This is a genomic window from Thermohalobaculum sp. (assembly GCF_058622915.1).
In genome coordinates, this window is the sequence record NZ_JBZSYN010000077.1 from 1 (window position 1) to 23579 (window position 23579).

Here is a 23579-nt window from a genome sequence, read left to right on the forward strand (position 1 = left end):
GCCGGGTGGTCGGGGTCCACATGAGGCGCTCCAAACTGGCTTCCGCAACCGTCTGGAATCACACCTCATCCCGACCATCCAGCCCTCTCCCCAGCGTTTCGAGACGGCCTCTGAGATTTTCGGATCGGCTGTCGGGACCCGGCCAGGCCGTTCGTCCTCGGGGAGAGCGCCAGAATCGGCTGGCCCGCGGAGGAACAGGCAAATGGACCACAAGGTCGTCTCGCGAGACGAGTGGCTCAGGGCCCGCACGGCACTTCTCAAAAAGGAGAAGGCGCTGACACGCCGCAGCGACGACCTGGCGCGACAACGACTGGAGCTGCCGTGGGTTCGGATCGAAGAGGACTACCGGTTCGAGACCGAGCAGGGGGGCGCCTCTCTCGAAGACCTCTTCCGAGGGCGCTCACAACTCCTTGTCTACCATTTCATGTTTGGGCCCGACGGACTTTGGGGTATGTATCTGTGGCTCGACCGTGCCTCCCAAAGGACGCACCGAGACGGCGGTCTGGTGGCGTCGCCACGACGAGTACGGCACCGCGCCCAGCGTGCGCAATTAGCCTGAACCCGCAGCGGTCGTGCCCGCGGGGATCACCAACACAGAGGAACTGATCGCGATGACTTATGTCGATGGATTCGCCGCCGCCGTGCCCACAACCAGCCGCGAGTCATTCCGGCGCCACGCCGAGGTTGCGGCCGCAGTGTTCAAGGAGAATGGCGCGCTGAAGGTGGTTGATTGCTGGGGAGACGATGTCCCGGATGGGCAAGTCACCTCCTTCCTCATGGCCGTGAATCGCAACGAGGACGAGACGGTCGTCTTCGGATGGATCCTCTGGCCCTCGCGCGAGGCGCGCGACGCCGGCATGGCGAAGCCCAGAACTGATCCCCGCCTCCGGCCGGACAGGAACCCGATGCCGTTCGACGGTAAGCGCATGATCTATGGTGGGTTCGAGATCATCATCGAGGTCTGAACAGTCGCGAATCTCAGCGCCCGGTCCGTTGCGGTACTGTGCTCACCCTTTTTACACACCAGAGGAAAACAAGCGCCATGACTGGAAATCAGAAGATCTCCCCCTGTTTGTGGTTCGAAGGAAGGGCGCAGGAGGCGGCGGAGTTCTACGTCGAGATCTTTCCCGATTCGCAGATCGATCGCGTGCACAAAGGCCCCTCCGACTGGCCGGCCGGGAAAGCGGGCGATGTGATCCTTGTTGAATTCTCACTCGCCGGCCAAAAATACCAGGCATTGAACGGCGGAGCCAATGAGAACGCCCGGTTCAACGAGTCCGTTTCCCTTTCAGTGACCTGCGAGGACCAGGCCGAGGTCGACCGCTACTGGGAGGCGCTGACTGGCGATGGCGGCATGCCGATCCAGTGCGGTTGGCTCAAGGACAAGTACGGACTGCGGTGGCAGATCGTGCCGCGGGTGTTCATCGAAATGATGGCCGACCCCGACCGCGCGAGGGCAAAGCGGGCCATGGAGGCCATGATGCAAATGGTGAAGCTTGATGTTGCCAAGCTTAAAGAGGCCTTTGATGGAAGAACCTAGCAGGATGTCGAAGAGGTTTCGCGACGGCCTTGAAGACGCTCCCGTTGCCGAGGTGGCAGGCGAACTCGATATCGAGCGATCCATCTTCGAGCAGGTCGGCGGACCCGTCGCCGGTAGCCTCGTCCATTTCGTCGAAGCCAAAACAGGTGAAGAAGATCAGCGAGGGGGGGCGTCGATGTGGAGGCCGGCCTTCACCGCGCCGAAGTCGATCTCGCCGCTGCCATCGCGCCTGATGACCTGCACGGCCGGGCTGACTATGTCGAGGAAGTTCCGATCCGCAGGTCTGCCTCAGCGATCCGTCATCACCCGACGAGTTTGCGATCGGCACTCCCGGTCACGCGCTCGCCATGAGCTTCGGCAGCCGGACGCGTTCGTAGGCGGCCGCGGGCAAGGTGAATGCCGAGTCGACCCTCGCCAGGCCGCGCAGCTTCGTCTGGCGCAGGCCGGCGATAGTCTTGATCCAGCCGAAAGCCTGCACAGCGCGCTTGCGAACACGCTGGCTGGCGGCATAGCCGGGGTGGCGAGTGGTGCGCCGGTCGATGGCTGATCGGCGCCGGCTGGGCTTCGGCGCCATGTGCGGGCGGAGGTTCAGCCTGCGCAACTCTTCGACGAAAACAGCGGCGTCGTAGCCTCGCTCAGCGCCGAGCGTGACGGCGCGCGGCCGGTCGGCTCGGGGCTCGATCATCTCCTGCGCCGCCAGCCGCTCGGCATGGCCCGACACTCGGGTCAACCGGGCGTCGACGATCAGGCCCGAACGATTCTCTATCAGGCCATGGCCGGTGCTCACGCCGCGCACATGCGCAATGCTCAAACCAGGATTCCAGTCGCCGATGGCTGAGCGATGGGGGTCACGTCACTCCGAGCGGATCGAATAGAACGCCTGCAAGAGCATCACCCGCAGCAGCATCTCCGGCGCAATCGACGGCCGCCACATGCCGAAGTGAAGTCCGGCAAAGGCGCCCGACAGCCGCGCCAGCGCGCTGTTCGCCAGTTTACGCATTGACCGCAGCGCATGCTCCCGCCGTTCAACGTCAGCGTAGGAGAACAGCTCTCCCAACCTTCCCTCTGACCCCCCGGGTCGGATCCAGCGGCGGCGACCTGGCTCAGCCTCTGTGACAGCCCATGCAATTGGCCTTGGTTTTCACCCCCGGCTGGGTGAAGGCGCGAGGACTGATCCCCTCGTGAATGGCTCTCCAAAGCGGGGTGTCGGTGATCCGCAACGGCGCGTCGCTTGGGCGCAATCCACGCATGAACGAGTGATCGGAGCCCGGTGCATCGGCCGCATGGCTGACGAGGTACCCTCTAATCTTGCGCGTGGTCGCGGGGTCGAGGCTGGCATTCTGCCCGAAGTGGTGAGAGAGATCGGACGTGATCTTTTTCCAGGAGCGTGCCGGCAGGAGCTCGGGCGCATAGGCCCAGTGGCAGGCGCCGCACTCCTGTTCGAACGCCTGCCTCGGGCTGCGTGAGGTTGCGCTTTGCGCCAGTCCGGTCGTGGGCCAGGCCAGCAAGATTGCCGCAAGCGTGAGGCCGGGTCCGAGGGGTATTTTCATGGCGCGTCCTTTCAGGTCGCTGCGCCGGGCCGGGTCTCTAGAGGCTCGACATGAAAGTGATGAAGTCGCCCTTTTCCTTCGGCGTGCATTGTCGGCCCATCACGGTGTCGCAGTTCCGGCGAAACCACTTCTCGACCTTCTTCAGGTCAGTGAATCGCTTGGGCGAGCGTGATACCGCCATCGGCGCGATCCGTTTGCCCACCGTGGTCTGGCCTTCGTTCCTCGGATCGCGCGTGTGGCAGGTGCTGCAGGACGGCGTGTTCGGGTTCCCCGTCGTGTGGTGCGCAAGGAAGAACGCCCGACCGCGCGCGGCGGAGAATCCCTTGAAATTCGGATTGGCCTGCTTGGCGAGCTTGGCGAAGTGATTGAGAACGGCTTGCTGCCCCGGGCCGATAGCTGCCTGGGCGGCGAGGGCGAGGGCAGCGACGACGCAGGCTGCCAAAGTCATGCGGATGGTCGGGATCATTGCTCGGCTTCCTCTGGCATCGCGATGGCCGATGGTTGGAACAGGCCGCTTCGCGCGTCTGTGTGGCAGGCACCGCAATTGCCGCGCGAGACGACTGACTTCGAGGAGAAGGCGCTGTCCGGAATGTTGCGGTGGATGCGCTTCCAGAACCGAGTCGCCGTGATGCGAAGCGGATCCGCCGGGTTGACATGGCGGAAGCGGTGGGCGGGCAGCGTGTCATAGTGCTCGGCTGAATGGGCAAGAAGGTATGTGCGGATATGCGCGGCGGTCGCGGGGGCGAGTTCGGCGTTCTGGCCGAAATGGTGGGAAAGATTCGCCATTATGGCTGACCAGCTCGCCGCTGGCTCGAGGCTCGGGTGATAGGGGATATGGCAGGCGCCGCATTCGTTGGCATAGACCGGGTCGAGGGGCGCGTGCGGCACCCCGAGGGCCGGCCGCTGCGCGAGCGCATACACCGTCACGCTGCTTACAAGCACGAGCAGTGTCGCGACGACGCCGGCGAGGACAGGCCGCGCCGCATGATGGGGAGGGCGAATGTCATCTGGCCGTGTCGGCTTATGGCCGTGAATCATGGACAGCAGCAGATTTTCCGAGCTGCGTCTGCTCTCGAACGCCACGCCAGCGAGGTGCAGGACGACGAGGGCCAGCAGGACATAGGCGATCATGTTGTGGATGGATCGCGCGGTCCAGCCGACGGTGTAGGGCGTGGCGAAGGCGAGCGGTCCCGATTTGACCGCGCCGCCCTCGGCAATGACGCCGGTGAGCGTCAGCAGGGCGATGACGACCAGCAACGCCACGATCATCGCGCCGCCCAGCGGATTGTGGCCGAGATGGCGGCGTGCTCTGCCGTCGGCCAATTCGCGACAATGGTCGAACAGCTTGCGCGGCCCATGCACGAACGCTGCGAAGCGGGCGGCTCCTGGGCCCCAGATTCCCCAGACGATGCGGATCACCACGAGCGCGGCCGCCGTCGTTCCTGCGATCAGGTGAACCGTGATCCAGGTCGGCAGCAGGAACAGGCCGGTAACAAGCGCCACCGTGACAGTGATTGCCAGGCTCCAGTGGAAGACGCGTACGACGATGTCCCAGATTTTGACCACGTTTTCCTTTCGTCTCTGTTCTAAGTAGGGCGCGGCGCGCCCCGGTGTCGCCGCACGGCACAAGTAATGCCCGGGGGACAGGCGGCCCCTAGCCTAAGTTCCCAGAACCCGCGCGACAGCCAAGAGGGCAATCGCCTTGTCGCGCGCGGGTTGGCGCGAATTCGGTCATGAGGGCACTCCGGACCTGTTCGTGCCACCCGCCACGGATCGCCGAAGAGGCGAGAGGGTCCTTGTCGCGCCTATCGAAGATATTGCCCGAAGGTTACAGTTCGGTATGGGGAACTGTGCCCGCCCGAGAGCTCAGGATTGGCGCGTCTCCTGGCGCACCGGCTCGCTCGGCGCGGCGCCGCCAGATTGACCGTTCCTGATGAGTCACAGCACCTGGATTCAGGCGCGCAGGCGCGAAAACGGATGGCCGGACGCCACGCTATTCCGGAAGGCCGGCCTTTCGCAGGCCCTCGACATACCGCTCGATGATCCGCAAGTCGCGGTAGGGTGGGCGGTGACGCCATGACCGGATGGTGAACTGCGGATGCAGCCGCATCACCTCGGACGCTGCCGCACGGGCCTCGTCCATCATGTCCAGATGAGCGTAGTTGGCGGCGAGCAGACGGCTGCCCTCGGCCGGGTTCTGCATCCTGCGAACGGTGGCGATGACGTCCAGCGAACGCCCCATCGCGTTGTAGGCGTCTGCGAGATACCAGAGATAGGTATCGGGATAGTAGGGGTTAAGCCGCATTGCCTTCTCAAGCGTCTCGATGGCCGTCTCAGGTTGCTCCGCATAGACTTGTGCGTCGGCGTACTCGGCGAGGATGTCGGCATCGTTGGGATTGAGCGCCAGCGCCCGCTGATATTCGGCGACCGCCTCGTTGATACGCTTCCGGTAGAGATTGGCGATGCCAAGCTCGGCATAGCCCCGGGCATCGAGCGCGTCGTGCTCGATGGCGCGGCGGGCGAAGTCCACGGCCGCATTCAACGACCTGTCGGGCGAGGTGGACCACTCGTAACGCCAGTCGTAATTGTGCGTGCGCGAAAGAGCGCTGAAGGCGCGGCCGAAATCCGGAGCGAGCTCGAGTGCCTCCTCGATCAGCCGGCGCGCGTGAGCGTTGCTCTCCTTGTTGAAGCCGAGGATCAGCTGTTGGCCGCGCAGCACCAGTCCGTAGGCACGCATGTCGTGCGGATCGCGCGACTCGCGCCTGAGCTGGGCGAGGTCGATCTGCACGGCGAGTCGTGACGCCACCGTCGCGGTGACTTCGTCCTGCCACTCGATCAACTCGTCGAGCGCGATGTCGAAATGGTCTGACCACAGGACGCGCTCCAGGTCCGTGTCGATCAACTCGACCGCGATCCTAAGGCGCTTGCCGGATTGGCGCAGGCTGCCGCCGAGCAGATAGCGCGCGCCGAGCCGCTGCCCGATGTCGCGTGCCGAATGGTTCTTTAGGCTGAACAGGAATGCCGAGTGCCGCGCGATTACGATCAGGTTGCGAAAGCGGCTGAGGCTGTTGATCACGTCCTCGACGATCCCCTCGGACAAGTGATCCATCGCCGGGTCGCCCGAGATGTTGTCGAGCTTCAGGATGGCGACCGAGGGATGCTGGGCCGGATCGGCGGTGGGAATCGGGCGCGGTTGTTCGACGATCTGTTGCGACGCGCGGTTGGCGCCCCACTCGAGCACGAATACCTCGACCGGCTTGGAGAGGTTCTTCAGCGCCGGGCGACCCATCGAGCGAAAGCGCACGCCCTCTATCTCGCGAACCGCCTCGACGATCGCACGCGTCGCCATCACGCCGCCGGGCTCGGCCATGGTCTGCAGGCGGGCGGCCAGGTTCACGCAGTGCCCCTGGTAGATCCCGTGATTTTCCATGACCTCGCCATCCGCAATTCCGATGCGGAACAGGATCGGGTCGCCCTCGCTCCAGACCGCCTGCTCGCGGAACTCGTTCTGGATTTGCGTGGCAAAGCGCACGGCCTGCTTGGAACTGGCGAACAGTGCGAGGATGCCGTCGCCACTTACATTGACCACCTCGCCGCCATAATCCCCAGTGAGCGAGCGGAACAGGCTGAACGATCGAACAACGTGGGCAAGGTTCTGCTCCTCGTCCTGCTCCAGGCGCCGGCTGTAGCCGACGACATCGGCGATCATCACTGTAGCCCGACGCCGTCCATGGAAGGCCGGTGTATGGTCGCCGGTCGATTTCGTCGGGTCCATGGATTCCGCCCCTTAAGGCATGCGTCTCGGCATGAATTTATTCGTTACACCTCCCTATCGCATGAGCTATCATGCGGGATAACGCGTACTTTGGACAAGGGATTGTACCACCGTCGTGGCGGTTTATTAACGCGGTAACCATTTTTGGCAGCTGTCCTCGATGATGCTCAAACTCAAGTTGCCCGCTGGCTTGCAGCTTCGTCCGGCCGATCCGAGCGATTTCGCGTTCGCGGAAAAGCTCTATGTTGACGGTACCCGACCGCTTCTCAAGGCACTCGGCGCATGGGACGAAGCGGCGGTTGCGAACCGGTTTTCAGACGCTTTTCACCGTCGGCCGTCACAGGTTATCTGCAGGAACGGCGACGAGATCGGCTGGCTCCAGATCTCTCGGAACGACACCAGCGTGCACCTGCACCAGATACATCTCGTGCGCCGGTGTCGGAACCGCGGCATAGGCTCGCAACTGATTCGCGAGGTGATGGCGTCGGCTGAAACACTCGGGTTGCCGCTCACCTTGAAGGTAATTCGCTGCAACCGGGCAATTGCGCTCTATGGCCGACTCGGCTTCCGCGTGGTCGAGGAGGACGCGGAACTGTTCCACATGCGCTGGGACCCGAACGAAGCGGGCGAGCCCTGACGGCGCAGGGCTCACCGTATTGCTCCCGACTTACCGACGCCGCAGGTCGGCGCCGCTGCGCAGGTCTGCACCGGCTCTCAGATCGGCTCCGGACCTCAGGTCGGCGCCGCTGCGCAGATCGGCGCCGCTGATCGATGTTCCGCCCGGCATGACGCCGCCGAGCAGTTGTTCAAATGGCCCGGAATTGACATCGAGGCGCATGGAAAAGTCACCCTTGTCGTAATCCCAGTACATCAGGTCGGCGTTACCGGCGCCGGTGGGTTCGTCCGCGAAGTCCCAGTCGCGCGCAGCCACACCCGATTCATCCGTGGTCGAGCGATTGCCGCCAGTCGATCTGATGGCTGTGCCCGGGCCGTGGACAAGGAAAAGTGCAGGCGCTGGCAAGTCGTAGTACTGACCTGCAAAACTAAATCCGTAAATTCGCGCAAAGTTTCGATTCGCCGCCATGAGCTGCTTGCGCAGAAACAGATTGTCGCCGGAATTCGCGGGGGCGGCACTGGGTGCGGCGATTGTAAGGTCGGTTACTACGCGTCCGATTAGCTTGATATTGGTTGGCGTCAACATGGATTCTGGCACAGGTTTCTCCCTTGGAAAGAGCTAAACTCAACGACTCAACGCGAGCGCCCTTCGCTCGCGATACGAACTCTTGGACGGCGCGATCATCGCCGGCACCGCCGTGCGCGACGAATGTGCGTGGCTCCTCTCGTCCGGCGGGCTAAGGCGTGGTCCGGCCTCGACTTGGCCGATGCCGCGCCAGCGGAAGCTTTCGGCCATTTCGGTCACGTTCCGGCCCCCACTTAGCGCGCGGTCGACATCCATCAGCGTCTCGGCCACCTCGGCATAGTCGAAGTAGTCCGGTGACAGGCGCTCCCAGGTCTCGGCCAGCGCCACGCCCATATAGTCGCGCGCCGCGATCAGTGCTTCGCGGAACGCCGCGCGGTTGTCCGGATAGATGGCATCGAAATAGGGCTGAATCACCGTGTTGTAGCCGGGCTGATCGGCGAGCATGTCCGAGAGGTCGGCCAGACCACGGGGGATCAGGCCGCGGTCGACCAGGATCTCCTGGAAGACGTCGACGAGGATGTCAAACAGCGCCCCCGTCAGAGGTTGCGAGAGCTTGTGTTCGTCCTCCCAACCGGCGGCGAACTGCCACATCTTAACCGGGTTGCTGGCCATCCGGATCTGGTCGGTGGCCGAAAGCTCGGCAAAGCGGTTCAACTCGTTGAACGAATAGAGATTGCCGCTGGATTGCTCGAGCAGATCGTCGAGCATCGTCTCGAAGTTCAGGGCCGCGAGGATTGCCACCATGTCGGCCGCGGATTCGTGGAAGCCGAAATACTCGCCCTTCCCGGCACCGGGTCGCGGCACGCCGATGGTGCCATAGATGATCAGGTGGCCGAATTCGTGCGCTATCACGTCAAAATTGAGCGAGAAGGGCTCGATGGAGCCGTCCTCCCGGTGATCCGCGCCGATCTCCATATAACCATAGCCGGCATGTGCATTGTCGAGACTGGGCAGGATCACCGCTTCCAGCCGGTCGAAGTCGCGCGCGAAGTGCCATCTGAGCGGATGGCCGAAATAACGCTCCCATTGGTCCATGGTGAATCGAATCGAGCCAAAGACATGCGCTTCTTCGAACTCCGGCGTACCCACGGGGATATGGTCGAAGTTGCCGTCCGCGTCCGGCTGGACAGGGGGCAGGATCGGCCCGCGCCAGGGCGGCAGATAAAGCAAGGGGCGGCCGTCAGGGCCTGTCTGAACCCCGTAGGGGAGACGTTTGCCGATCGGGTGGATCAGGTAGACGAGATCGTCGGAAGGTCCCGGCCCGATGCGATCGGGAGGTGTCGATATCCACACCGTCTCCGGTCGCCGGCCAGGTTCGCTGAATGGCGACTGTGGAAATAACCTAAACCTCGTACCCGTGAGGTTGCGGTCGCGAATCGACATCGACTTCCCCCGGAACGCCGGCCCCGTGCGGTAATTTCATCCGTCGGGTTCCCGATCCGACTCTACGAAAAGAATCTCTCGACGCAAAGCTATATCGAACTCGGCAAGCGTGCCGAATCCCAGTTTTCGCGCAAATTCCGCCAGATCTTCGGGAATCGACTGACCCAGACGGCGTTCGAAATACCAGGCGCGCAGCCACATCGGATCGATCTTTGGCCGCTGGACCGGGTCGCCGGCCAGCGCCCTCCGCTTCGCGGCGGCACGCCGTGCCAGACGCGGGTAGGCGCCGCCGAGGCGCAGCTCGTCTATCAGGGCCGCGTCGAGCGCGGTGCCGGCGGCCGTAGTCACCGCTTCGAGCCGCGCTTCCGCCTCGACCAGCCGTTCGAGGGCGGGGGCGTCGAAGCCGTTCTCATCCATCCACGCATCGAGCTCGGCGCGCGTGTAGAGCCCGCGCTCGGCACGAAGTTCGCTCAGCTTCCACAGCCTGTCGTCTCGCGACACTGTAGTCCCCGCGCGGGCGGCCGCGGCATCTGCCAGCAGGCGCGCAAGGGCGCGCGTCTGCACGTGTTCATAGCGCTTCAACCCCTCGAGCCGAAGTTCCTCGAGGACAGTCGACACGGGACTGGACTCCATATCCGTAACCGCGCCCGATCTGGCCGTCATCTCGTCCCAGAAATGCGTACGCGCGAAGCGGAAGGGCGCCTCGGGCGGCTCAGGGGCCGCTACAGTCTCCTGCATGGCGCGGATCATCGCCAACGCATCTTCGCGTTTCTGATCGACACGGCCCTGTGGCAGCCAATCGGCCAGCGCCGCGAGCCTCGCCCGCCCGACGCCGTGCATCTTGTCGGCGTCGAGAAGCACCGGCCAGCTTCGCTGAGGGAAGTGGAGTGCTTTGGCAAAGGTTTCGAGCCGGCGGCGGACCGGTGGCGTCACGATCCCTTCGGCCTCGGCCTGCTCCAGCGTCGCGCGGATGTTGACCATCGGCTCGGACAGCGCGGGATAGCCCAGCTCGGCCGGGCCGTGCTCAACGGCCACCTCGTCGTCATCCTCAAGCTGGCCGGCGCGGTAATCCTCGAAGATGCGTCCAACGCCGCGCATTCCGAAGGGATGCAGCTCGGCTGCCCGCAGCGCGCCCATGCTGGAGCTGCCAAACACATGGATGCCCTGGGCGAGGGCCCACAGGATTTCCTTGTGCCAGACCGAGGGGGCGCCGGAGAAATAGCCGTCGATGATGCCGATTGCCTGCGGTCGTGCCTGTGCTGCGCGAAAAACGTCCCCCTGTGCGGCTGGTGGCAGGAGGGTGGCATCGCACAGCGCCGCCACCTCGGTGCGGGGCAGCGTCGGCCCGACGAAGAGGCACATGCTCACCGCGCGCCCTCCATCACTGCCCGGGCGCGGGGCCCCGGGGAGTAACCCGAGTGGTGGTCCGAGCCTTCGAGCCCCGGGACCAGGACGCGCATGACCGGAATATCGATCCCGGGCCGGCTCAGATCGACGACTATGGCCTGCCGGATACCTGCGCCCTGCAGCCGGTCGAGAAGCCAGGTGAGTTCAGCCTCGAACGTGTCCGACACCTGGCTCGGTAGCGCTTCGAAAGCGCGAGTCGGGCCCTCGGCCTGCATCATCGCGCGCGCCCTGCGCGCCCGCCCGGCCAGCATGTCCGAACCATAATCGGCATGCCCGATGTCCTCGCGCGAACCGACGATATAGGTGGTTCGCACCTGCACCGCCTCGGTGACGGCGCGCAGAAAGGCGATCTCACGCACCGGGTGGCAGCCGGCGCCAATGCCCGTGTGCGCCAGCTCGGCCCTGAGATCCAGCGTCATGCAAAGGAAGGCCGGCACGCCGACATCGCTGGTCATGTCCCAGACCGCCGCGCGCAGGTCAGCTGTCGCGAGGCGGTCGAGCAGTGCCCGGCAGTCCGGGTCGCGCACGGTGTCGAGCGCCACGCGCGTCGCGTCCTGCTGCGCCGGTGACAGCCGGTTCCATAGGCTCGTCGCGTCGCGCTCGATGACCTCGCACAGCGCGTGGCTCATGGCCTCCAGCCGGTGATTGCCCGATGCCAGCCCGTTGGTCGAGGCGGAAAAACAGCCGCTGCCAGGCGCCTCGCGCAGCGTGGCGTCGGCGTGGACCGGCTCGAACGGCACCCACAGGGGCTCGCCCCCGATCAGGTCCTCGCCCTCCACCCACAGCATCGGCAGGTCCGGGTGGAAGCGGCTTTCGGGCAGCAGGGGCAGGGCGCCTGCCTCGGCAAGCCGGTGCCGCGGCCCAAGCTCTGCAAGGCTGCCGAGCTTGAGCGGGAGTTCCACACGTTCGGCGTGCCAGGTCTCGGCCGCCTCCATAAGACCCGAGGCCTTTGCGGCCGCGAGATCGATCCCCTTGCCGTGGAACACGGCGCTCGAGCGCGCATTGGGCCGACAGACCATCACCACCGGAACGCCGATCCGGTCGAGGCCGGTCAGGTTCGCCACCCGGGTGATCCCGAGCGTCTCGCGCAGCGGCTCGATACGCGCGATGGTTTGCTCCGGCGAGCAACACCGATGCGTGCCGTGCCGGTAGGTCTTGACCGTGCCACCGCTGCCGCTGTGCTCGAGCATTGCCTGCCGTTGAATGACGGACCGATGTGAGGACGATACTATCGGGGCGCCCCGAACGCATCCCCTCGATGCCCGCTGGCATTGAAGGCCGAGGTCGAAGCGTGCAGTTTTTGGCCGCACCGGTACCGCCTTGGTCCTCTGCCAATGGAGCCTGCTATGCCAGACGTTGCAATTCCCCTGATTAAACTGCCCGCGGGCGAGGCGATCCCCGTGCTCGGGCAAGGCACCTGGAACATGGGCGAGGGGCGGCGTTCCCGCGCGGAGGAGGCCGCGGCCCTGCGCCTTGGCCTCGATCTCGGCATGACCCTGATCGACACCGCCGAGATGTATGCCGACGGGGCTGCCGAGGAGGTCGTGGGCGAAGCCATCGCCGGGCGCCGCGAGGAGGCCTTCCTGGTCAGCAAGGTGTTGCCCGGCAACGCCAGCCGGCAGGGCACAATCGCAGCCTGTGAGCGCAGCCTGCGCCGCCTCGGCACCGACCGGATCGATCTCTACCTCCTGCACTGGCGGGGTAGGACGCCCCTTGCTCAGACGCTCGAGGCGTTCGAGGCGCTGACCCGTCAGGGCAAGATCCGACACTGGGGCATGAGCAATTTCGACCTGTCGGACATGGAGGAACTCCTAGGCCTGATCGGTGAAGCGGCGGTGCAGACCAACCAGGTGCTGTACAATCTGGGTCGCCGCGGCATCGAGTTCGATCTGCTGCCCTGGTGCCGCCAGCGGCGCCTGCCGGTCATGGCCTATTCGCCCATCGAGCAGGGCCGGCTGCTCAGGGCCCCCGTGCTCCAAAGCATCGCAGCCGCGCACCACGCCACCCCGGCGCAGGTGGCGCTGGCCTGGCTGCTCGGCCGGCAGGGGGTCATCGCCATCCCCAAGGCGGCGGAAACCGATCACGTTCGTCAGAACCGCGCCGCGCTCAACCTGCGCCTCACGGATGAGGACCTAACCGCCCTCGACCGCGCCTTTCCCCCGCCGAGCGACAAGAAGCCGCTCGAGATGCTGTAGAGCGCGCAGGCGGGGCTGGCCCGGACATGGTTGTCCGGTGGGGCGCCGGTCGAGCAAAGGGCGCCAGCGGTTGTGAGCGCGGCGGCGAAATGCTACTTTCCATAAACGATCGCGCGTGTCGGGGACTGGAGGGGAACCGATGGCCGATATTGATATCGCCGGGCATTGGGCCCGCGAGGATATCTACGCCCGGGTCATTAATGCGGCGAAGGCCGCAGGGATTGCGCCGGAGTCGCTGACGCAGGAAACGCTGGCGCCGCTGGATCACTTTCATGCGCGGGGCCGCGCGTCGACTGTCGATCTCGCAGAGAAGTTGCCCGTCGAGGCCGAGCACCGGCTGCTGGACATCGGCTCCGGCCTGGGCGGACCGGCGCGCTATCTCGCGTCGCGGTTCGGGTGTCGCGTCGAGGGGATCGACCTGACGCCGCCGTTCGTCGACTGCGCCGAAAGGTTCACCACCCTTCTTGGCATGGACGACAAGGTGAGGTTCCGGGTCGGAAGCGCGCTCGATCTTCCGTTCGAGGATGGGATATTCGACGGCGCCTATTCCCAGCACGTCACCATGAACGTCGAGGACCGTCCGCGGTTCTTCGCTGAGGCCCACCGGGTCCTAAAGCCCGGCGGCTACTTCGGGCTGTCCGAGCACGGTCTCGGTGACGGCGGCGCGCCGCAGTTTCCTTTGCCGTGGTCCGACGACGGCTCGGGCAGCTACCTGGTGCGCGCCGAGCGCACGGTGGAGCTGTTGGAGGAGGCCGGATTCACCACAGTCGAACTGGAGGAGACCGGGCCGAAATACCTGGCCTTCTACCGCCACGCGATGGAGCTTGCGAAAGAGGGCAGGCTGCCGCCCATCGGCCTGCATCTTCTGGTCGGCGAAAGCATGCCCCGGAAGCTGGCCAACGCGGCGCTGAACATCGCCGAAGGCCGGACCCGGCCGATCCTGGTCACGGCACGCAAGCCGGCCTGACGGGCCTGCGGGCGCTGCGCCCGTTCGTGGCCGGCGCCGTGCCGGCTGCAATGGGCAGGGGCGTCCTGTTGCGGGGCGCCCCGGGCGCGCTGGCCGGCGATGCGGTCACTGGCGGGTCGACGCTGCGAGATTTTTGAAGAAGGCGATGGTCTGGACGAGGCCGCGTTCGAGGGGGACGGTGGGCCGCCAGTCGAGCTGGGTCCGGGCGCGGGTGATGTCGGGGCGCCTTTTCAGCGGGTCGTCGCTGGGCAGGGCGCGCTGCACCAGCTTCGAGCGCGAGCCGGTCATGCGCTTGACCATCTCGGCCAGCTCGAGGATCGGGACCTCGGCCGAGTTGCCCAAATTGATCGGCCCGGTGACCTCGGGCGCGGTGTTCATCAGGCGCAGCAGGCCCTCGACCAGGTCGTCGACATAGCAGAACGAGCGCGTCTGCCGGCCGTCGCCATAGATGGTGATCTCCTCGCCCTCCAGCGCCTGGCAGATGAAGTTCGAGATCACCCGCCCGTCCCGGGGGTGCATGCGCGGCCCGTAGGTGTTGAAGATCCGCGCCACCTTGATCTCCAGCCCGTGCTGTCGGCGGTAGTCGAAGAAAAGCGTCTCGGCGCAGCGCTTGCCCTCGTCATAGCACGAGCGCGGGCCGATCGGGTTGACGTGGCCCCAGTAGTCCTCGGTCTGCGGGTGCTGCTGCGGGTCGCCGTAGACCTCCGAAGTCGAGGCCTGCAGGATCGGGCAGCCCAGCCGCTTGGCCAGCCCCAGCGCGTTGATCGCCCCGTGCACCGAGGTCTTGGTGGTCTGCACCGGGTCGTGCTGGTAGTGCACCGGCGAGGCCGGACAGGCCAGGTTGTAGATCTCGTCCACCTCGACATAGAGCGCAAAGGTCATGTCGTGGCGCAGGAATTCGAACCGCGGGTGGTTGTGCAGGTGCTCGACATTGCGCTTGGTGCCGGTGAACAGGTTGTCCACGCACAGCACCTCGTGCCCTTGCCCAAGCAGCCGGTCGCACAGGTGCGAGCCTATGAACCCCGCCCCGCCCGTCACCAGCACCCGCTTGCGACTGTCGTAGACCCGAACCACCCCGCAACTCCCCCGAAACGCGCGCTCTCAAATTCATAGCCGAGCCGGAACCGATTGGCCAGAATATGACGGGCCGAAGCTGCATCGCCCGATCGGGCGGCCGGATTACTGCTCCTCCTTGCGGAACGGGATGAGGAGCGCCGCCGGGGCCCGCGCATTGCGCGAGACCACGGCCATGGCCACGATGGTCAGAACGAAGGGCAGCATGAGGAAGATCTCGTAGGGCACGTGCCAGACGTTCGAGCTCTGCAGACGCAGTTGCAGCGCCTGGAGCAGCCCGAAGAGCAGGGCGCCGCCGGCCGCCCGCCACGGGCTCCACAGGCCGAACACGACGAGGGCGATGCAGACCCAGCCCCGCCCCGAGACGACGCCGAAGGTGAAGGCGTTGAACTGGTCGACCGTCAGATAGGCGCCGGCGAGCCCCATCATGGCGCCCCCGATCACCAGCGCCTGCGTGCGCATCCACAACACGTTGACGCCGGCCGTGTCGGCTGCGCGCGGGTTCTCCCCCACGGTGCGCAGATTCAGCCCCCAGCGCGTGCGCTGAAGCAGCCAGGCCGCCGCCGGGACGCTGAGGAGCGCGGCGTAGGTCAGCACGCTCTGGTCGAAAAGCACGGGGCCGAGAAAGGGGATCCTGGACAGGCCCGGGATCGGCAGGTGCTCGAACGGCGTCACGCTGGGCGGCACGGCTTGCTCGCCGAAGATCATGCGGTAGAGGAACAGGGCCAGCCCCGACAGCAACAGCGTCGTGCCGATGCCCGAGACGTGCTGGCTGACCCCGAGCAGCACTGTCAGGCCCGCCATCAGCAGGCCGGCCAGTGCGCCGGTGACGATGGCTGCCACGAGCCCCAGCCACAGGCTGCCCGAGAAATATGCGGCGGTGAAGCCGATCATCGCGCCCAGAAGCATCGTGCCTTCGATTCCGAGGTTGAGCACGCCCGAGCGCTCGCACAAAAGCTCGCCCATTGTGGCCAGCAGCAGCGGCGTCGCAATACGCACCAGCGCGGCGAAGAAGCTGACGTCGATGGCCTGGATCAGCGCCTCAAGCATGACGCGCACCCTTCAGCCGGATGCGGTAGACGGTGAAGATACGGGCGCCGACCATGGCAAGGAGCGCCGTGCCCTGGATCACGTCGGCCAGGTAGACGGGCACATTCGTCGCGCGCGCCATGGCGCCCGCACCATTGAAGATCACCGCGAAGAACAGCGCAGCGGGCAGGGCGCCCAGCGGGCTGAGCTCGCCCAGCGTGGCGATGACGATGCCGGCATATCCGTAGCCGGCGGAGAGGTCCGAGGTGACCTGGTAGCGCACCCCCCCGACCTCTCCCGCTCCGGCCAGCCCCGCGAGCGCGCCCGAAATCAGCGCTGCGGTCAGGATCACACGCTCGACCGGGATGCCGGCATATGCGGCAGCTTCCCGGTTGGCGCCCACTGCGCGGATGTGGAAGCCGAGCGTGGTGCGCGCCATCAGGTACCACACGACGGCGACAGCGGCGAAGGCCAGGACGACGCCCAGATGCGTCTCGCTGCCAAAAACGATGGGGAAGTCCGCCGCGGGGCGGATGCTGGGCGAGTTGGGATAACCGCTCTTGGGGTCCTTCCACGGGCCCTCGAGCAGCGCCATCACGCCATAGAGCATGATGGAGTTGAGCAGCAGCGTGGTGACCACGTCGTCGACCTTGAGGCGGGTCTTGAGCAAGGCCGGGATTGCCGCCCAGGCCGCGCCCGCCAGCGCGGAGCCAAGGATCATCAGCGGCACCAGCGAGGCCGCCGGCAGGAACTCGCGGCCTCCGATGAAGCCCGCCGCGACCGCGCCCGCCATGAGCTGACCCTCGGCGCCGATGTTCCAGAACTTGGCGCGGAAGGCGACCGCAACTGCCAACCCGGTGAAGATCAGCGGCGCCGCCTTGATCAGCGTGTCCTCGATGTCGTAGCTCGACTGGAAGGTCGACAGGAACAGCATGCCGTAGGCCTCGAGCACCGGCGCCCCCGCCAGCGCCACGAGCCCGGCGCACAGCACCAGCGCCACGACCACCGCGGCAAGCGGGACCGCCGCCTGGATCCACAGCGGCGTCGCGGTGCGGCGCTCGAGCCGGATCACGCCGCGGCCTCCGCGACGCCGGCCATCAGCAGGCCAACGCGCTCGACCGTGGCTTCCTCGATCGCAAGGTCGCCCGCGATGCGGCCGTGATAGATGACGCCGATCCGGTCGGACAGGGCGAACAACTCCTCGAGATCCTCGCTGATGACCAGCACGCCTCCGCCGCCCGCGGCGAGTTCGAGGAACTGCCGGTGGATGAACTCCATGGCGCCGACATCGATTCCGCGCGTCGGCTGCGCCGCCACCAGGAGCCTGGGCGCCAGCGCGAACTCGCGGGCGAGCAGGGCCTTTTGCAGGTTACCGCCCGAAAGCGTCCCGGTGCGCGCGTCCGGCCCGGCCGCGCGCACGTCGAAGCGGTCCATGGCATCGCGCGCAAAGCGCTCGATCGCGCTGCGGTCGAGCCGGCCGCCGCGGCTGAACGGCGCCGTTCCGATCCAGGGCAGCGCCATGCTCTCCTTCAGCGGTAGGCTCGAAATCATGCCGGTGGTCAGCCGGTCCTCGGGCACGCGTCCGACCTTGAGCGCCTGCATCGTCCGCGGCGAGGGGTTCGGCACCTCGACGCCGCCGATCTCGATCCGCCCGGCCGTCGGCCTGAGCATGCCGGAGACGAGGTCGGCCAATGCCCGCTGGCCGTTGCCCGACACCCCGGCGATGCCAACGATCTCGCCGGCTCGCACGGTGAGCGTCACATCGCACAGGTCCATTCCGGCGCCGCGCGTGGAGACGTGCTCCAGCTTCATGAGCGGCGCACCAAGCGCCACCTTTGCCTTCGCCGGCGGGGCAAGGTCCCGGCCGCACATGAGCCGGGCAAGTTCGGGCTTCGACAGGCCCCTGTCATTGTCGCGCCACGCCACCACCCGGCCGTGACGCATGACCGCGATGCGGCTGGTGATCTCGATCACCTCGCCCAGCTTGTGGCTGATGAAGATGACACCCATGCCCTTGGCCGCCATGGCGCGCAGCGCGACGAAGAGGCCCTGCGCCTCCTGCGGGGTCAGCGTCGCCGTGGGCTCGTCCAGCACCAGGATGCGGGCGCCCCGGACCAGCGCCTTGGAGATCTCGACACGTTGCTGCTCGCCCACCGAGAGGTCGCCGACGCGGGCGTTTGGATCGAGCGTGAGGTGAAAGTCGCGGCCGATCTCGGTCAGCCGCCGCACCACGCGCTCGCGCGTCAGCGGCCCGTCCGGCCCGGGGCGCCCGACCAGAAGGTTCTCCAGCACGGTGTGGCGCGGTACTAGCTGGAAATGCTGGTGCACCATGCCGATGCCCATCGCCAAAGCGTCGGCCGAGCTGCGGATCGAGACCGGCCTGCCGTCCACCTCGATGCTGCCCTCGTCCGCCGCATAGGTGCCGAACAGCACGTTCATCAGGCTGGTCTTGCCGGCGCCGTTCTCGCCCAGCAGCCCGAGGATCTCGCCCGGCCGCAGCGAGAGGTCGACACCGTCGCAGGCCGCGACGGCGCCGAACCTCTTGACGATGCCCTTTAGCACGACCAGCGGCGCAGGCGAGGCCTCGACCTGCCTGTGCTCACCGGTCGCCGATAGTGGCGCGCTCACTCCGAGACGGGCGTGTTCTCGTTGACGTTGACGCGGAAGGTGCCGGCCTCGATCTCCTTCTTCTTCTCCTCGACCAGCTTCTTAACGGCGTCGGGGATCTTCGCACCGTCATAGGGCGCCAGCTTGGCGCCGCCCTTGGCCATGTAGGAGAAGCTGCCGAAGTCCTGCGCCGTGTAGACGCTGGCCTCGACCTGCCTGATCACGTTCTTTACGGTCGGCCACATGTCCCAGACCGGCCCGGTGATCACGGTGTGCGGCGCCAGGCTGGCCTGGTCGGACATGTTGGAGATGGCGTAGATTCCCTTCTCCTTGGCCGCCTCGATAACGCCGAAGCGCTCGGCATAGATCACATCGACACCCTGGCCGATCTGGGCGAGCGCTGCTTCCTTTGCCTTTGGCGGGTCGAAGAACGAGCCGATGAAGGTGACCTTGCACTTGACCTTCGGGTTCACGTCCTTGGCCCCTTGGCAAAAGGCGTTCACCAGCCGGTCGACCTCGGGGATATCCATCGCTGCGACCGAGCCGATGATGTTCGACTTGGTCATTTTCCCCGCGATCATGCCGGACAGATAGGCCGGCTCGTGGATCCAGTTGTCGAACACCGAGAAGTTCGGCTCCGCCGGCCCCTCGCCCGAGCCGAACACGAAGGCGATCTTCGGGAACTGCTTGGCGACGCGCCGGGCGATGTCCTCGGCGGCGAAGGCGTCACCCATGATCAAGTCGTAGCGCTCGCGCGCGTACTGCCGCAGCACCCGCTGATAGTCGCTCGACGAGACGTTCTCGGCCCAGTTGTAGTCGATGCCCATCTCCTTTTTCGCCTTGAGCAGCGCGACGTGGATCTGGTGATCCCACGGCTCCTCGATCGGCGTCGAGAAGACGGCTGCGACCTTCAGCTTCTTGGCCGCCAGGGCGCGCGTGCCGCCCACCGCAAGGGCGGCCATGCCGAGGCCGCTCACTTCGAGGAACCGCCGGCGGTCGAGGCCGGCGATCTTGATGGACTTGTTCTCCATGGGACCCTCTGAGCGTTTGTTGAACCGAAGGACGCTAGCAGTGGCGGGAAACTTTGTCTACGCGGTCAATTTTCTTTCGCAGCGGGTCCGAGGCTCGTCCACAGCGGGACTTTGCGGAGAACGACAGAGGCAGCCGCGATCGCGACGGTCGAGCGAGGCCGTGTTCCGCATGGTCCGGCCGCAATGGACTGAGCCATCGGCGCTAACTCCCGGCCAACGGCCCCAAAGACCCTCATTCCGGTCGCTTCCGTGCCAGGATGCAACGAAGACAAACTGGACCAGTCAGGCAGGGCTGCTCAATTGCCTGAAGCGCGGTTCTTGGCGCCGCCGCAGCCGGTGGCGCGCCGCCATTTTCAAACTACAGGTAACGCCGGGATCGGAATCCGTTCGTAATGGTAAGCGGGAATTTACGATTTTTTGGCATCCCGAATGACAGTCAATGCGCGACCTGGTGCTGTTGGCTTGTTTGGTGAGGCTTTAACCGGCGGCCCTGACTGTGCGCGGCCACGAGCGTGCGCCGCAAGTCGTCTGCCCCGGGACCCGCGATGAGGCGCAGGCTCCAAATGTTGCAACCGAGTATGGGGGCGGGCACATGAACGCGCGCGCAGGGCGGTCCGAGTTGATTGCCGCCATTGCGCGATGTCGCGGGCACTTTGCCTCGGTGGCGCTGTTCAGCGTGTTCGTGAACATGCTGATGCTGACCGGGCCGCTCTTCATGCTGCAGGTCTACGACCGGGTTCTGTCGAGCCGGTCGGAGGAGACGCTGCTGGCGCTGCTGATCCTGGTGGCGGGGCTCTTCGCGATGATGGGCATGCTTGAGTTCATCCGCAGCCGCGTGCTCGCGCGCGCCGGTGCGCGGATACAGAGCCTGCTGGACAGCCGGGTCATGGCCGCGGTCCTTCGGCGTTCGGTGACACCGGCCGAGCGAGCCAGGCCCAGCACGGCGGCCCGAGACCTCGAGGCGGTGCGCCAGCTGTTCTCGGGCCCGGCGCCGTTGGCGCTGTTCGACATTCCCTGGACGCCGATCTTCATCGCCGTGATCTTCCTGCTGCATCCGGTGCTGGGTTGGCTCGCACTTTTGGGCGGCATGCTGCTGGTGGCACTGGCCGTGATCAACCAGCTCCGCTCGCGCCGGCCGGCGGCGGAAGCGCAACGCGCCACCCATGAGGCCGACAACCTGGGCGAGGCGCTGCGCCAGAACGCCGAAGCCGTGCAGGGGCTGGGCATGCGCGGCGCCGGGCTGGGGCGCTGGCTGAAGCTACGGCACGAGGCGCTGGCGCGGCAGGTCCTGGCATCGGACCGCACGGCGAGCCTCAGCTCCGCCTCGAAGGCGCTGCGATTCTTTCTGCAGTCTCTGATGCTGGCCGCGGGCGCCTGGCTGGTGCTGCGGCACCAGCTGTCGGCGGGGATGATGATCGCCGGGTCGATCCTGCTCGGCCGGGCGCTGGCGCCGGTGGACCAGGCGATCGGCCAGTGGGGCCTCGGCCAGCGCGCGCTGCGCGGCTGGCGGGCGCTGGGCGAGCTGCTGGACAAGACCCCGCCCGAGACCAAGAAGACCGCCCTGCCGGCTCCCAGGGGGGTGCTGCAGGTGCAGGGCGTCACGGTGGCGGGCCCGGGTGAGAGCGCGCCGCTTCTGCGCACTGTCAGCTTCGGCGTCGGGCCGGGGCGGGCGCTGGGCGTGATCGGGCCCTCGGGCGCGGGCAAGACCACGCTCGCCAAGGTGCTGAGCGGGGTATGGCGGCCCGCGGCGGGCAAGGTGCGCATCGACGGCGCGGCCCTAGACCAGTGGCCGGACGACGAGCTGGGCCGCCACATCGGCTATCTGCCGCAGGAGATTGGGCTGATGAGCGGCAGCGTAGCCGAGAACATCGCCCGCATGGCCGAGCAGCGCGACGACGCCGAGGTGGTCGCGGCGGCGCGGCGGGCCGGCGCGCACGAGCTGCTGCTCAGCCTGCCGGAGGGCTATGACACGCAGGTCGGGGCCGGGGGGCTCGCGCTGTCGGGCGGGCAGCGCCAGCGCGTGGCGCTCGCGCGGGCGCTCTACGGCGACCCGCCGCTGCTCGTGCTCGACGAGCCCAATGCCAATCTCGACGCCCAGGGCGAGCAGGCGCTGATCGGCACCATCCGCGAAGCCAAGGCGCGCGGGCGCACGGTGATCGTGATGGCCCACCGGCCGAGCGCCATCGCCGCGTGCGATCTGCTGCTGATGCTCGACCGGGGCGTGCAGGTCGACTTCGGCCTGTGCGACGAGGTCCTGAAGCGGCGCACGCGCAATTATCCGCAGCTGGTCAGGGGCGCGTCGGCGCCGGCTGGCGACACCGCCTCCGCGTCGGGGGCCGGAGCGAAGCCGGCATGAGGCGGACGGGCGCAGCCGATCTCTGGAGCGCCGGCGGCTATATCCGGCTGGGGCTGTTCTGCATCCTGCTCCTCGGCGGCGGGCTGGGCGGCTGGGCGGCGACGGCGAAGCTCAAGAGCGCGGTGATCTCGTCCGGGCGCGTTGAGGTGCAGAGCCGTCGCCAAGTCGTGCAGCACCCCGACGGTGGCGTAGTCGGCCAGATCCTGGTGCACGAGGGCGACGTGGTGAAGGCCGGCCAGGTCCTGATCCGGCTCGATGGCACCAAGCTCAGGTCCGACCTGAAGGTGCTCGAGAGCCAGCTCTACGAGCTGATGGCACGGCGCGGCCGGCTTGCGGCCGAGCAGGCGGACCGCGACACCGTCACGTTCGACCCCGAGCTGGTCGAGGTGGCCAGCACCGATCCGCAGGTGCAGTCTCTGCTGGACGGCCAGCGCGCGCTGTTCCTGGCGCGGCTCAAGTCGCTCGAGCGCGAGACCGAGGTGATGCGCCAGCGCCAGGCGCAGTTTGGCGAGCAGATCGCCGGCACCAGGGCGCAGATCGACTCGCTCGAGCACCAGCGCGCGCTGATCGCCGAGGAACTCGACTCCCAGCGCAAGCTCCTGAAGCGGGGCCTTGCGCAGGCCAGCCGCGTGCTCGCGCTCGAGCGCGAGGCGGCACGGCTCGACGGCGAGCGGGGCAAGCTGGTGGCGCAGACGGCGCAGCTCAAGGGCCACGTCTCCGAGCTCGAGATCGAGGTGCTGCGCCTCAAGACCACCCGGCGCGAGGACGCGCTGACCAAGCTGCGCGACATCGGCTTCCACGAGCTCGAGCTCAAGCAGAAGCGAATCGCGCTCAAGGAGCAGCTCTCGCGGCTCGCGGTGCGCACGCCGGTCGGCGGCGTTGTGCTCGACATGACCGTGCACGCGCTCAAGGCGGTGGTGCGCCCGGCCGAGCCGATCCTGCACATCGTTCCCACCGACTCGGCGCTGGTGGTCGAGGCCGAGGTCGATCCCAGGCACATCGACGCGATCCATGCCGGGCAGGATGCGGTGCTGCGCTTCTCCGCCTTCAACAGGCGCACCACGCCGGTGCTGTTCGGCACCGTCTCCAAGGTCTCGCCCGACGCCCTGGTCGACGAGCGCACGAAACGCGCCTACTACCGCGCCCAGGTGCTGCTGAAGCGCGGCGAGCTCGCCAAGCTCGAGGGGCAGAAACTGGTCGCCGGCATGCCGGTCGAGGTCTTCATCCAGACCGGCGCGCGCACCCCCTTCGAATACCTGGTCAAGCCCATCACAGACTTCTTCCACCGCGCCATGCGCGAGCAGTGAGCCGCGCCGGCACCCGCCTGAGGCCCCAGACGCGGCATGGATTTCCGACCGGCGCTGGCACCGTGGGGCTGCCGCATCGACGGCGCCCGGGAAAATGCGTACCCTCCCGACTGGACTCCAAGCGACCAGACGAGGTGCGACCAGTGCCGATTTGCGA

General features: G+C 66.6%; 21 protein-coding genes and 1 pseudogene. 8 read left to right on the forward strand and 14 right to left on the reverse strand.

Translation table 11 applies throughout. The annotated features are described in order from the left end of the window. The first annotated feature begins 202 nt into the window (after nucleotides 1-202). The 3 genes from AC32QD_RS06425 to AC32QD_RS06435 all read left to right on the forward strand — a co-directional run bounded on the left by AC32QD_RS06425 (nucleotide 203) and on the right by AC32QD_RS06435 (nucleotide 1540). Entirely contained in the window at nucleotides 203-559 is a 357-nt protein-coding gene (locus AC32QD_RS06425) for a DUF899 family protein (RefSeq protein ID WP_492009659.1), read from the forward strand. A gap of 13 nt (nucleotides 560-572) precedes the next feature. Next, nucleotides 573-965, forward strand: a complete 393-nt coding sequence (locus tag AC32QD_RS06430; protein WP_492009660.1) for a DUF1428 domain-containing protein — start codon at nucleotides 573-575, stop codon at nucleotides 963-965. A 77-nt stretch (nucleotides 966-1042) separates the two neighbouring features. Beyond that, nucleotides 1043-1540, forward strand: a complete 498-nt coding sequence (locus AC32QD_RS06435; protein ID WP_492009661.1) for a VOC family protein — start codon at nucleotides 1043-1045, stop codon at nucleotides 1538-1540. 334 nt (nucleotides 1541-1874) lie between these two features. Here AC32QD_RS06435 and AC32QD_RS06440 read toward each other — a convergent pair. From AC32QD_RS06440 to AC32QD_RS06460, 5 genes and pseudogenes are all read right to left on the reverse strand, one after another. After that, nucleotides 1875-2624, reverse strand: a pseudogene (locus tag AC32QD_RS06440) (transposase). Nucleotides 2625-2643: 19 nt separating this feature from the next. After that, a complete protein-coding gene (locus AC32QD_RS06445; RefSeq protein ID WP_492009662.1) occupies nucleotides 2644-3090 on the reverse strand; it encodes a diheme cytochrome c in 447 nt (148 codons plus the stop codon). 37 nt (nucleotides 3091-3127) lie between these two features. Beyond that, nucleotides 3128-3556 (reverse strand): DUF1924 domain-containing protein, encoded by a 429-nt coding sequence (locus tag AC32QD_RS06450; RefSeq protein ID WP_492009663.1) that lies wholly within the window; start codon nucleotides 3554-3556, stop codon nucleotides 3128-3130. Then, nucleotides 3553-4656: a cytochrome b/b6 domain-containing protein gene (locus tag AC32QD_RS06455; protein ID WP_492009664.1), complete on the reverse strand. Its 1104-nt coding sequence runs from the start codon at nucleotides 4654-4656 to the stop codon at nucleotides 3553-3555. The genes AC32QD_RS06450 and AC32QD_RS06455 overlap by 4 nt, the downstream gene beginning before the upstream one ends. A 427-nt stretch (nucleotides 4657-5083) precedes the next feature. Further along, the gene (locus tag AC32QD_RS06460) at nucleotides 5084-6865 is read right to left on the reverse strand and encodes a tetratricopeptide repeat protein (RefSeq protein WP_492009665.1); all 1782 of its coding nucleotides are present in this window, start codon (nucleotides 6863-6865) and stop codon (nucleotides 5084-5086) included. Nucleotides 6866-7025: 160 nt separating this feature from the next. Here AC32QD_RS06460 and AC32QD_RS06465 point away from each other — a divergent pair, with 160 nt between their 5' ends. Next, nucleotides 7026-7502, forward strand: coding sequence for a GNAT family N-acetyltransferase (locus AC32QD_RS06465; RefSeq protein ID WP_492009666.1), 477 nt, complete (start codon nucleotides 7026-7028; stop codon nucleotides 7500-7502). A gap of 30 nt (nucleotides 7503-7532) precedes the next feature. On the opposite strand, the gene AC32QD_RS06470 is transcribed toward AC32QD_RS06465, so the two are convergent. From AC32QD_RS06470 to AC32QD_RS06485, 4 genes are read right to left on the reverse strand one after another with little or no spacing between them, the layout of a single operon-like run. Further along, nucleotides 7533-8078 carry a hypothetical protein gene (locus tag AC32QD_RS06470; protein WP_492009667.1) on the reverse strand — a complete coding sequence of 182 codons (546 nt, stop codon included), beginning with the start codon at nucleotides 8076-8078 and terminating at the stop codon, nucleotides 7533-7535. A gap of 27 nt (nucleotides 8079-8105) precedes the next feature. Further along, nucleotides 8106-9449, reverse strand: coding sequence for a gluzincin family metallopeptidase (locus tag AC32QD_RS06475; RefSeq protein WP_492009668.1), 1344 nt, complete (start codon nucleotides 9447-9449; stop codon nucleotides 8106-8108). 36 nt (nucleotides 9450-9485) lie between these two features. Continuing rightward, nucleotides 9486-10811: a TfuA-like protein gene (locus tag AC32QD_RS06480; RefSeq protein WP_492009712.1), complete on the reverse strand. Its 1326-nt coding sequence runs from the start codon at nucleotides 10809-10811 to the stop codon at nucleotides 9486-9488. A gap of 2 nt (nucleotides 10812-10813) precedes the next feature. Continuing rightward, nucleotides 10814-12046 (reverse strand): YcaO-like family protein, encoded by a 1233-nt coding sequence (locus AC32QD_RS06485; RefSeq protein WP_492009669.1) that lies wholly within the window; start codon nucleotides 12044-12046, stop codon nucleotides 10814-10816. Nucleotides 12047-12202: 156 nt separating this feature from the next. Between AC32QD_RS06485 and AC32QD_RS06490 the strand changes: the two genes are divergently transcribed. Further along, a complete protein-coding gene (locus tag AC32QD_RS06490) occupies nucleotides 12203-13051 on the forward strand; it encodes an aldo/keto reductase (RefSeq protein WP_492009670.1) in 849 nt (282 codons plus the stop codon). 139 nt (nucleotides 13052-13190) lie between these two features. Continuing rightward, nucleotides 13191-14018 carry an SAM-dependent methyltransferase gene (locus tag AC32QD_RS06495; RefSeq protein ID WP_492009671.1) on the forward strand — a complete coding sequence of 276 codons (828 nt, stop codon included), beginning with the start codon at nucleotides 13191-13193 and terminating at the stop codon, nucleotides 14016-14018. Between the two features lie 105 nt (nucleotides 14019-14123). Here the strand turns inward: AC32QD_RS06495 and AC32QD_RS06500 are convergent, their stop codons facing one another. The 5 genes from AC32QD_RS06500 to AC32QD_RS06520 form a co-directional block, all read right to left on the reverse strand. Then, nucleotides 14124-15092, reverse strand: a complete 969-nt coding sequence (locus tag AC32QD_RS06500) for a UDP-glucuronic acid decarboxylase family protein (RefSeq protein ID WP_492009672.1) — start codon at nucleotides 15090-15092, stop codon at nucleotides 14124-14126. A gap of 105 nt (nucleotides 15093-15197) precedes the next feature. Further along, a complete protein-coding gene (locus tag AC32QD_RS06505) occupies nucleotides 15198-16142 on the reverse strand; it encodes an ABC transporter permease (RefSeq protein WP_492009673.1) in 945 nt (314 codons plus the stop codon). After that, nucleotides 16135-17193 carry an ABC transporter permease gene (locus AC32QD_RS06510; protein ID WP_492009674.1) on the reverse strand — a complete coding sequence of 353 codons (1059 nt, stop codon included), beginning with the start codon at nucleotides 17191-17193 and terminating at the stop codon, nucleotides 16135-16137. The genes AC32QD_RS06505 and AC32QD_RS06510 overlap by 8 nt, the downstream gene beginning before the upstream one ends. Continuing rightward, entirely contained in the window at nucleotides 17190-18749 is a 1560-nt protein-coding gene (locus tag AC32QD_RS06515) for an ABC transporter ATP-binding protein (protein ID WP_492009675.1), read from the reverse strand. The genes AC32QD_RS06510 and AC32QD_RS06515 overlap by 4 nt, the downstream gene beginning before the upstream one ends. Then, nucleotides 18746-19759 (reverse strand): BMP family protein, encoded by a 1014-nt coding sequence (locus AC32QD_RS06520; RefSeq protein ID WP_492009676.1) that lies wholly within the window; start codon nucleotides 19757-19759, stop codon nucleotides 18746-18748. The genes AC32QD_RS06515 and AC32QD_RS06520 overlap by 4 nt, the downstream gene beginning before the upstream one ends. 592 nt (nucleotides 19760-20351) lie before the next feature. Here AC32QD_RS06520 and AC32QD_RS06525 point away from each other — a divergent pair. Together AC32QD_RS06525 and AC32QD_RS06530 are read left to right on the forward strand one after the other, a co-directional pair. Next, entirely contained in the window at nucleotides 20352-22115 is a 1764-nt protein-coding gene (locus AC32QD_RS06525; protein WP_492009677.1) for a type I secretion system permease/ATPase, read from the forward strand. Then, entirely contained in the window at nucleotides 22112-23422 is a 1311-nt protein-coding gene (locus tag AC32QD_RS06530) for an HlyD family type I secretion periplasmic adaptor subunit (RefSeq protein WP_492009678.1), read from the forward strand. The genes AC32QD_RS06525 and AC32QD_RS06530 overlap by 4 nt, the downstream gene beginning before the upstream one ends. Nucleotides 23423-23579: the final 157 nt, after the last annotated feature.

Coding starts and splice junctions, on each gene's coding strand:
- AC32QD_RS06425 (WP_492009659.1), top strand. CDS start 203: ATGGACCACAAGGTCGTCTCGCGAGACGAGTGGCTCAGGGCCCGCACG.
- AC32QD_RS06435 (WP_492009661.1), top strand. CDS start 1,043: ATGACTGGAAATCAGAAGATCTCCCCCTGTTTGTGGTTCGAAGGAAGG.
- AC32QD_RS06445 (WP_492009662.1), bottom strand. CDS start 3,090: ATGAAAATACCCCTCGGACCCGGCCTCACGCTTGCGGCAATCTTGCTG.
- AC32QD_RS06450 (WP_492009663.1), bottom strand. CDS start 3,556: ATGATCCCGACCATCCGCATGACTTTGGCAGCCTGCGTCGTCGCTGCC.
- AC32QD_RS06460 (WP_492009665.1), bottom strand. CDS start 6,865: ATGGACCCGACGAAATCGACCGGCGACCATACACCGGCCTTCCATGGA.
- AC32QD_RS06465 (WP_492009666.1), top strand. CDS start 7,026: ATGATGCTCAAACTCAAGTTGCCCGCTGGCTTGCAGCTTCGTCCGGCC.
- AC32QD_RS06475 (WP_492009668.1), bottom strand. CDS start 9,449: ATGTCGATTCGCGACCGCAACCTCACGGGTACGAGGTTTAGGTTATTT.
- AC32QD_RS06480 (WP_492009712.1), bottom strand. CDS start 10,811: ATGTGCCTCTTCGTCGGGCCGACGCTGCCCCGCACCGAGGTGGCGGCG.
- AC32QD_RS06485 (WP_492009669.1), bottom strand. CDS start 12,046: ATGCTCGAGCACAGCGGCAGCGGTGGCACGGTCAAGACCTACCGGCAC.
- AC32QD_RS06490 (WP_492009670.1), top strand. CDS start 12,203: ATGCCAGACGTTGCAATTCCCCTGATTAAACTGCCCGCGGGCGAGGCG.
- AC32QD_RS06495 (WP_492009671.1), top strand. CDS start 13,191: ATGGCCGATATTGATATCGCCGGGCATTGGGCCCGCGAGGATATCTAC.
- AC32QD_RS06505 (WP_492009673.1), bottom strand. CDS start 16,142: ATGCTTGAGGCGCTGATCCAGGCCATCGACGTCAGCTTCTTCGCCGCG.
- AC32QD_RS06520 (WP_492009676.1), bottom strand. CDS start 19,759: ATGGAGAACAAGTCCATCAAGATCGCCGGCCTCGACCGCCGGCGGTTC.
- AC32QD_RS06525 (WP_492009677.1), top strand. CDS start 20,352: ATGAACGCGCGCGCAGGGCGGTCCGAGTTGATTGCCGCCATTGCGCGA.
- AC32QD_RS06530 (WP_492009678.1), top strand. CDS start 22,112: ATGAGGCGGACGGGCGCAGCCGATCTCTGGAGCGCCGGCGGCTATATC.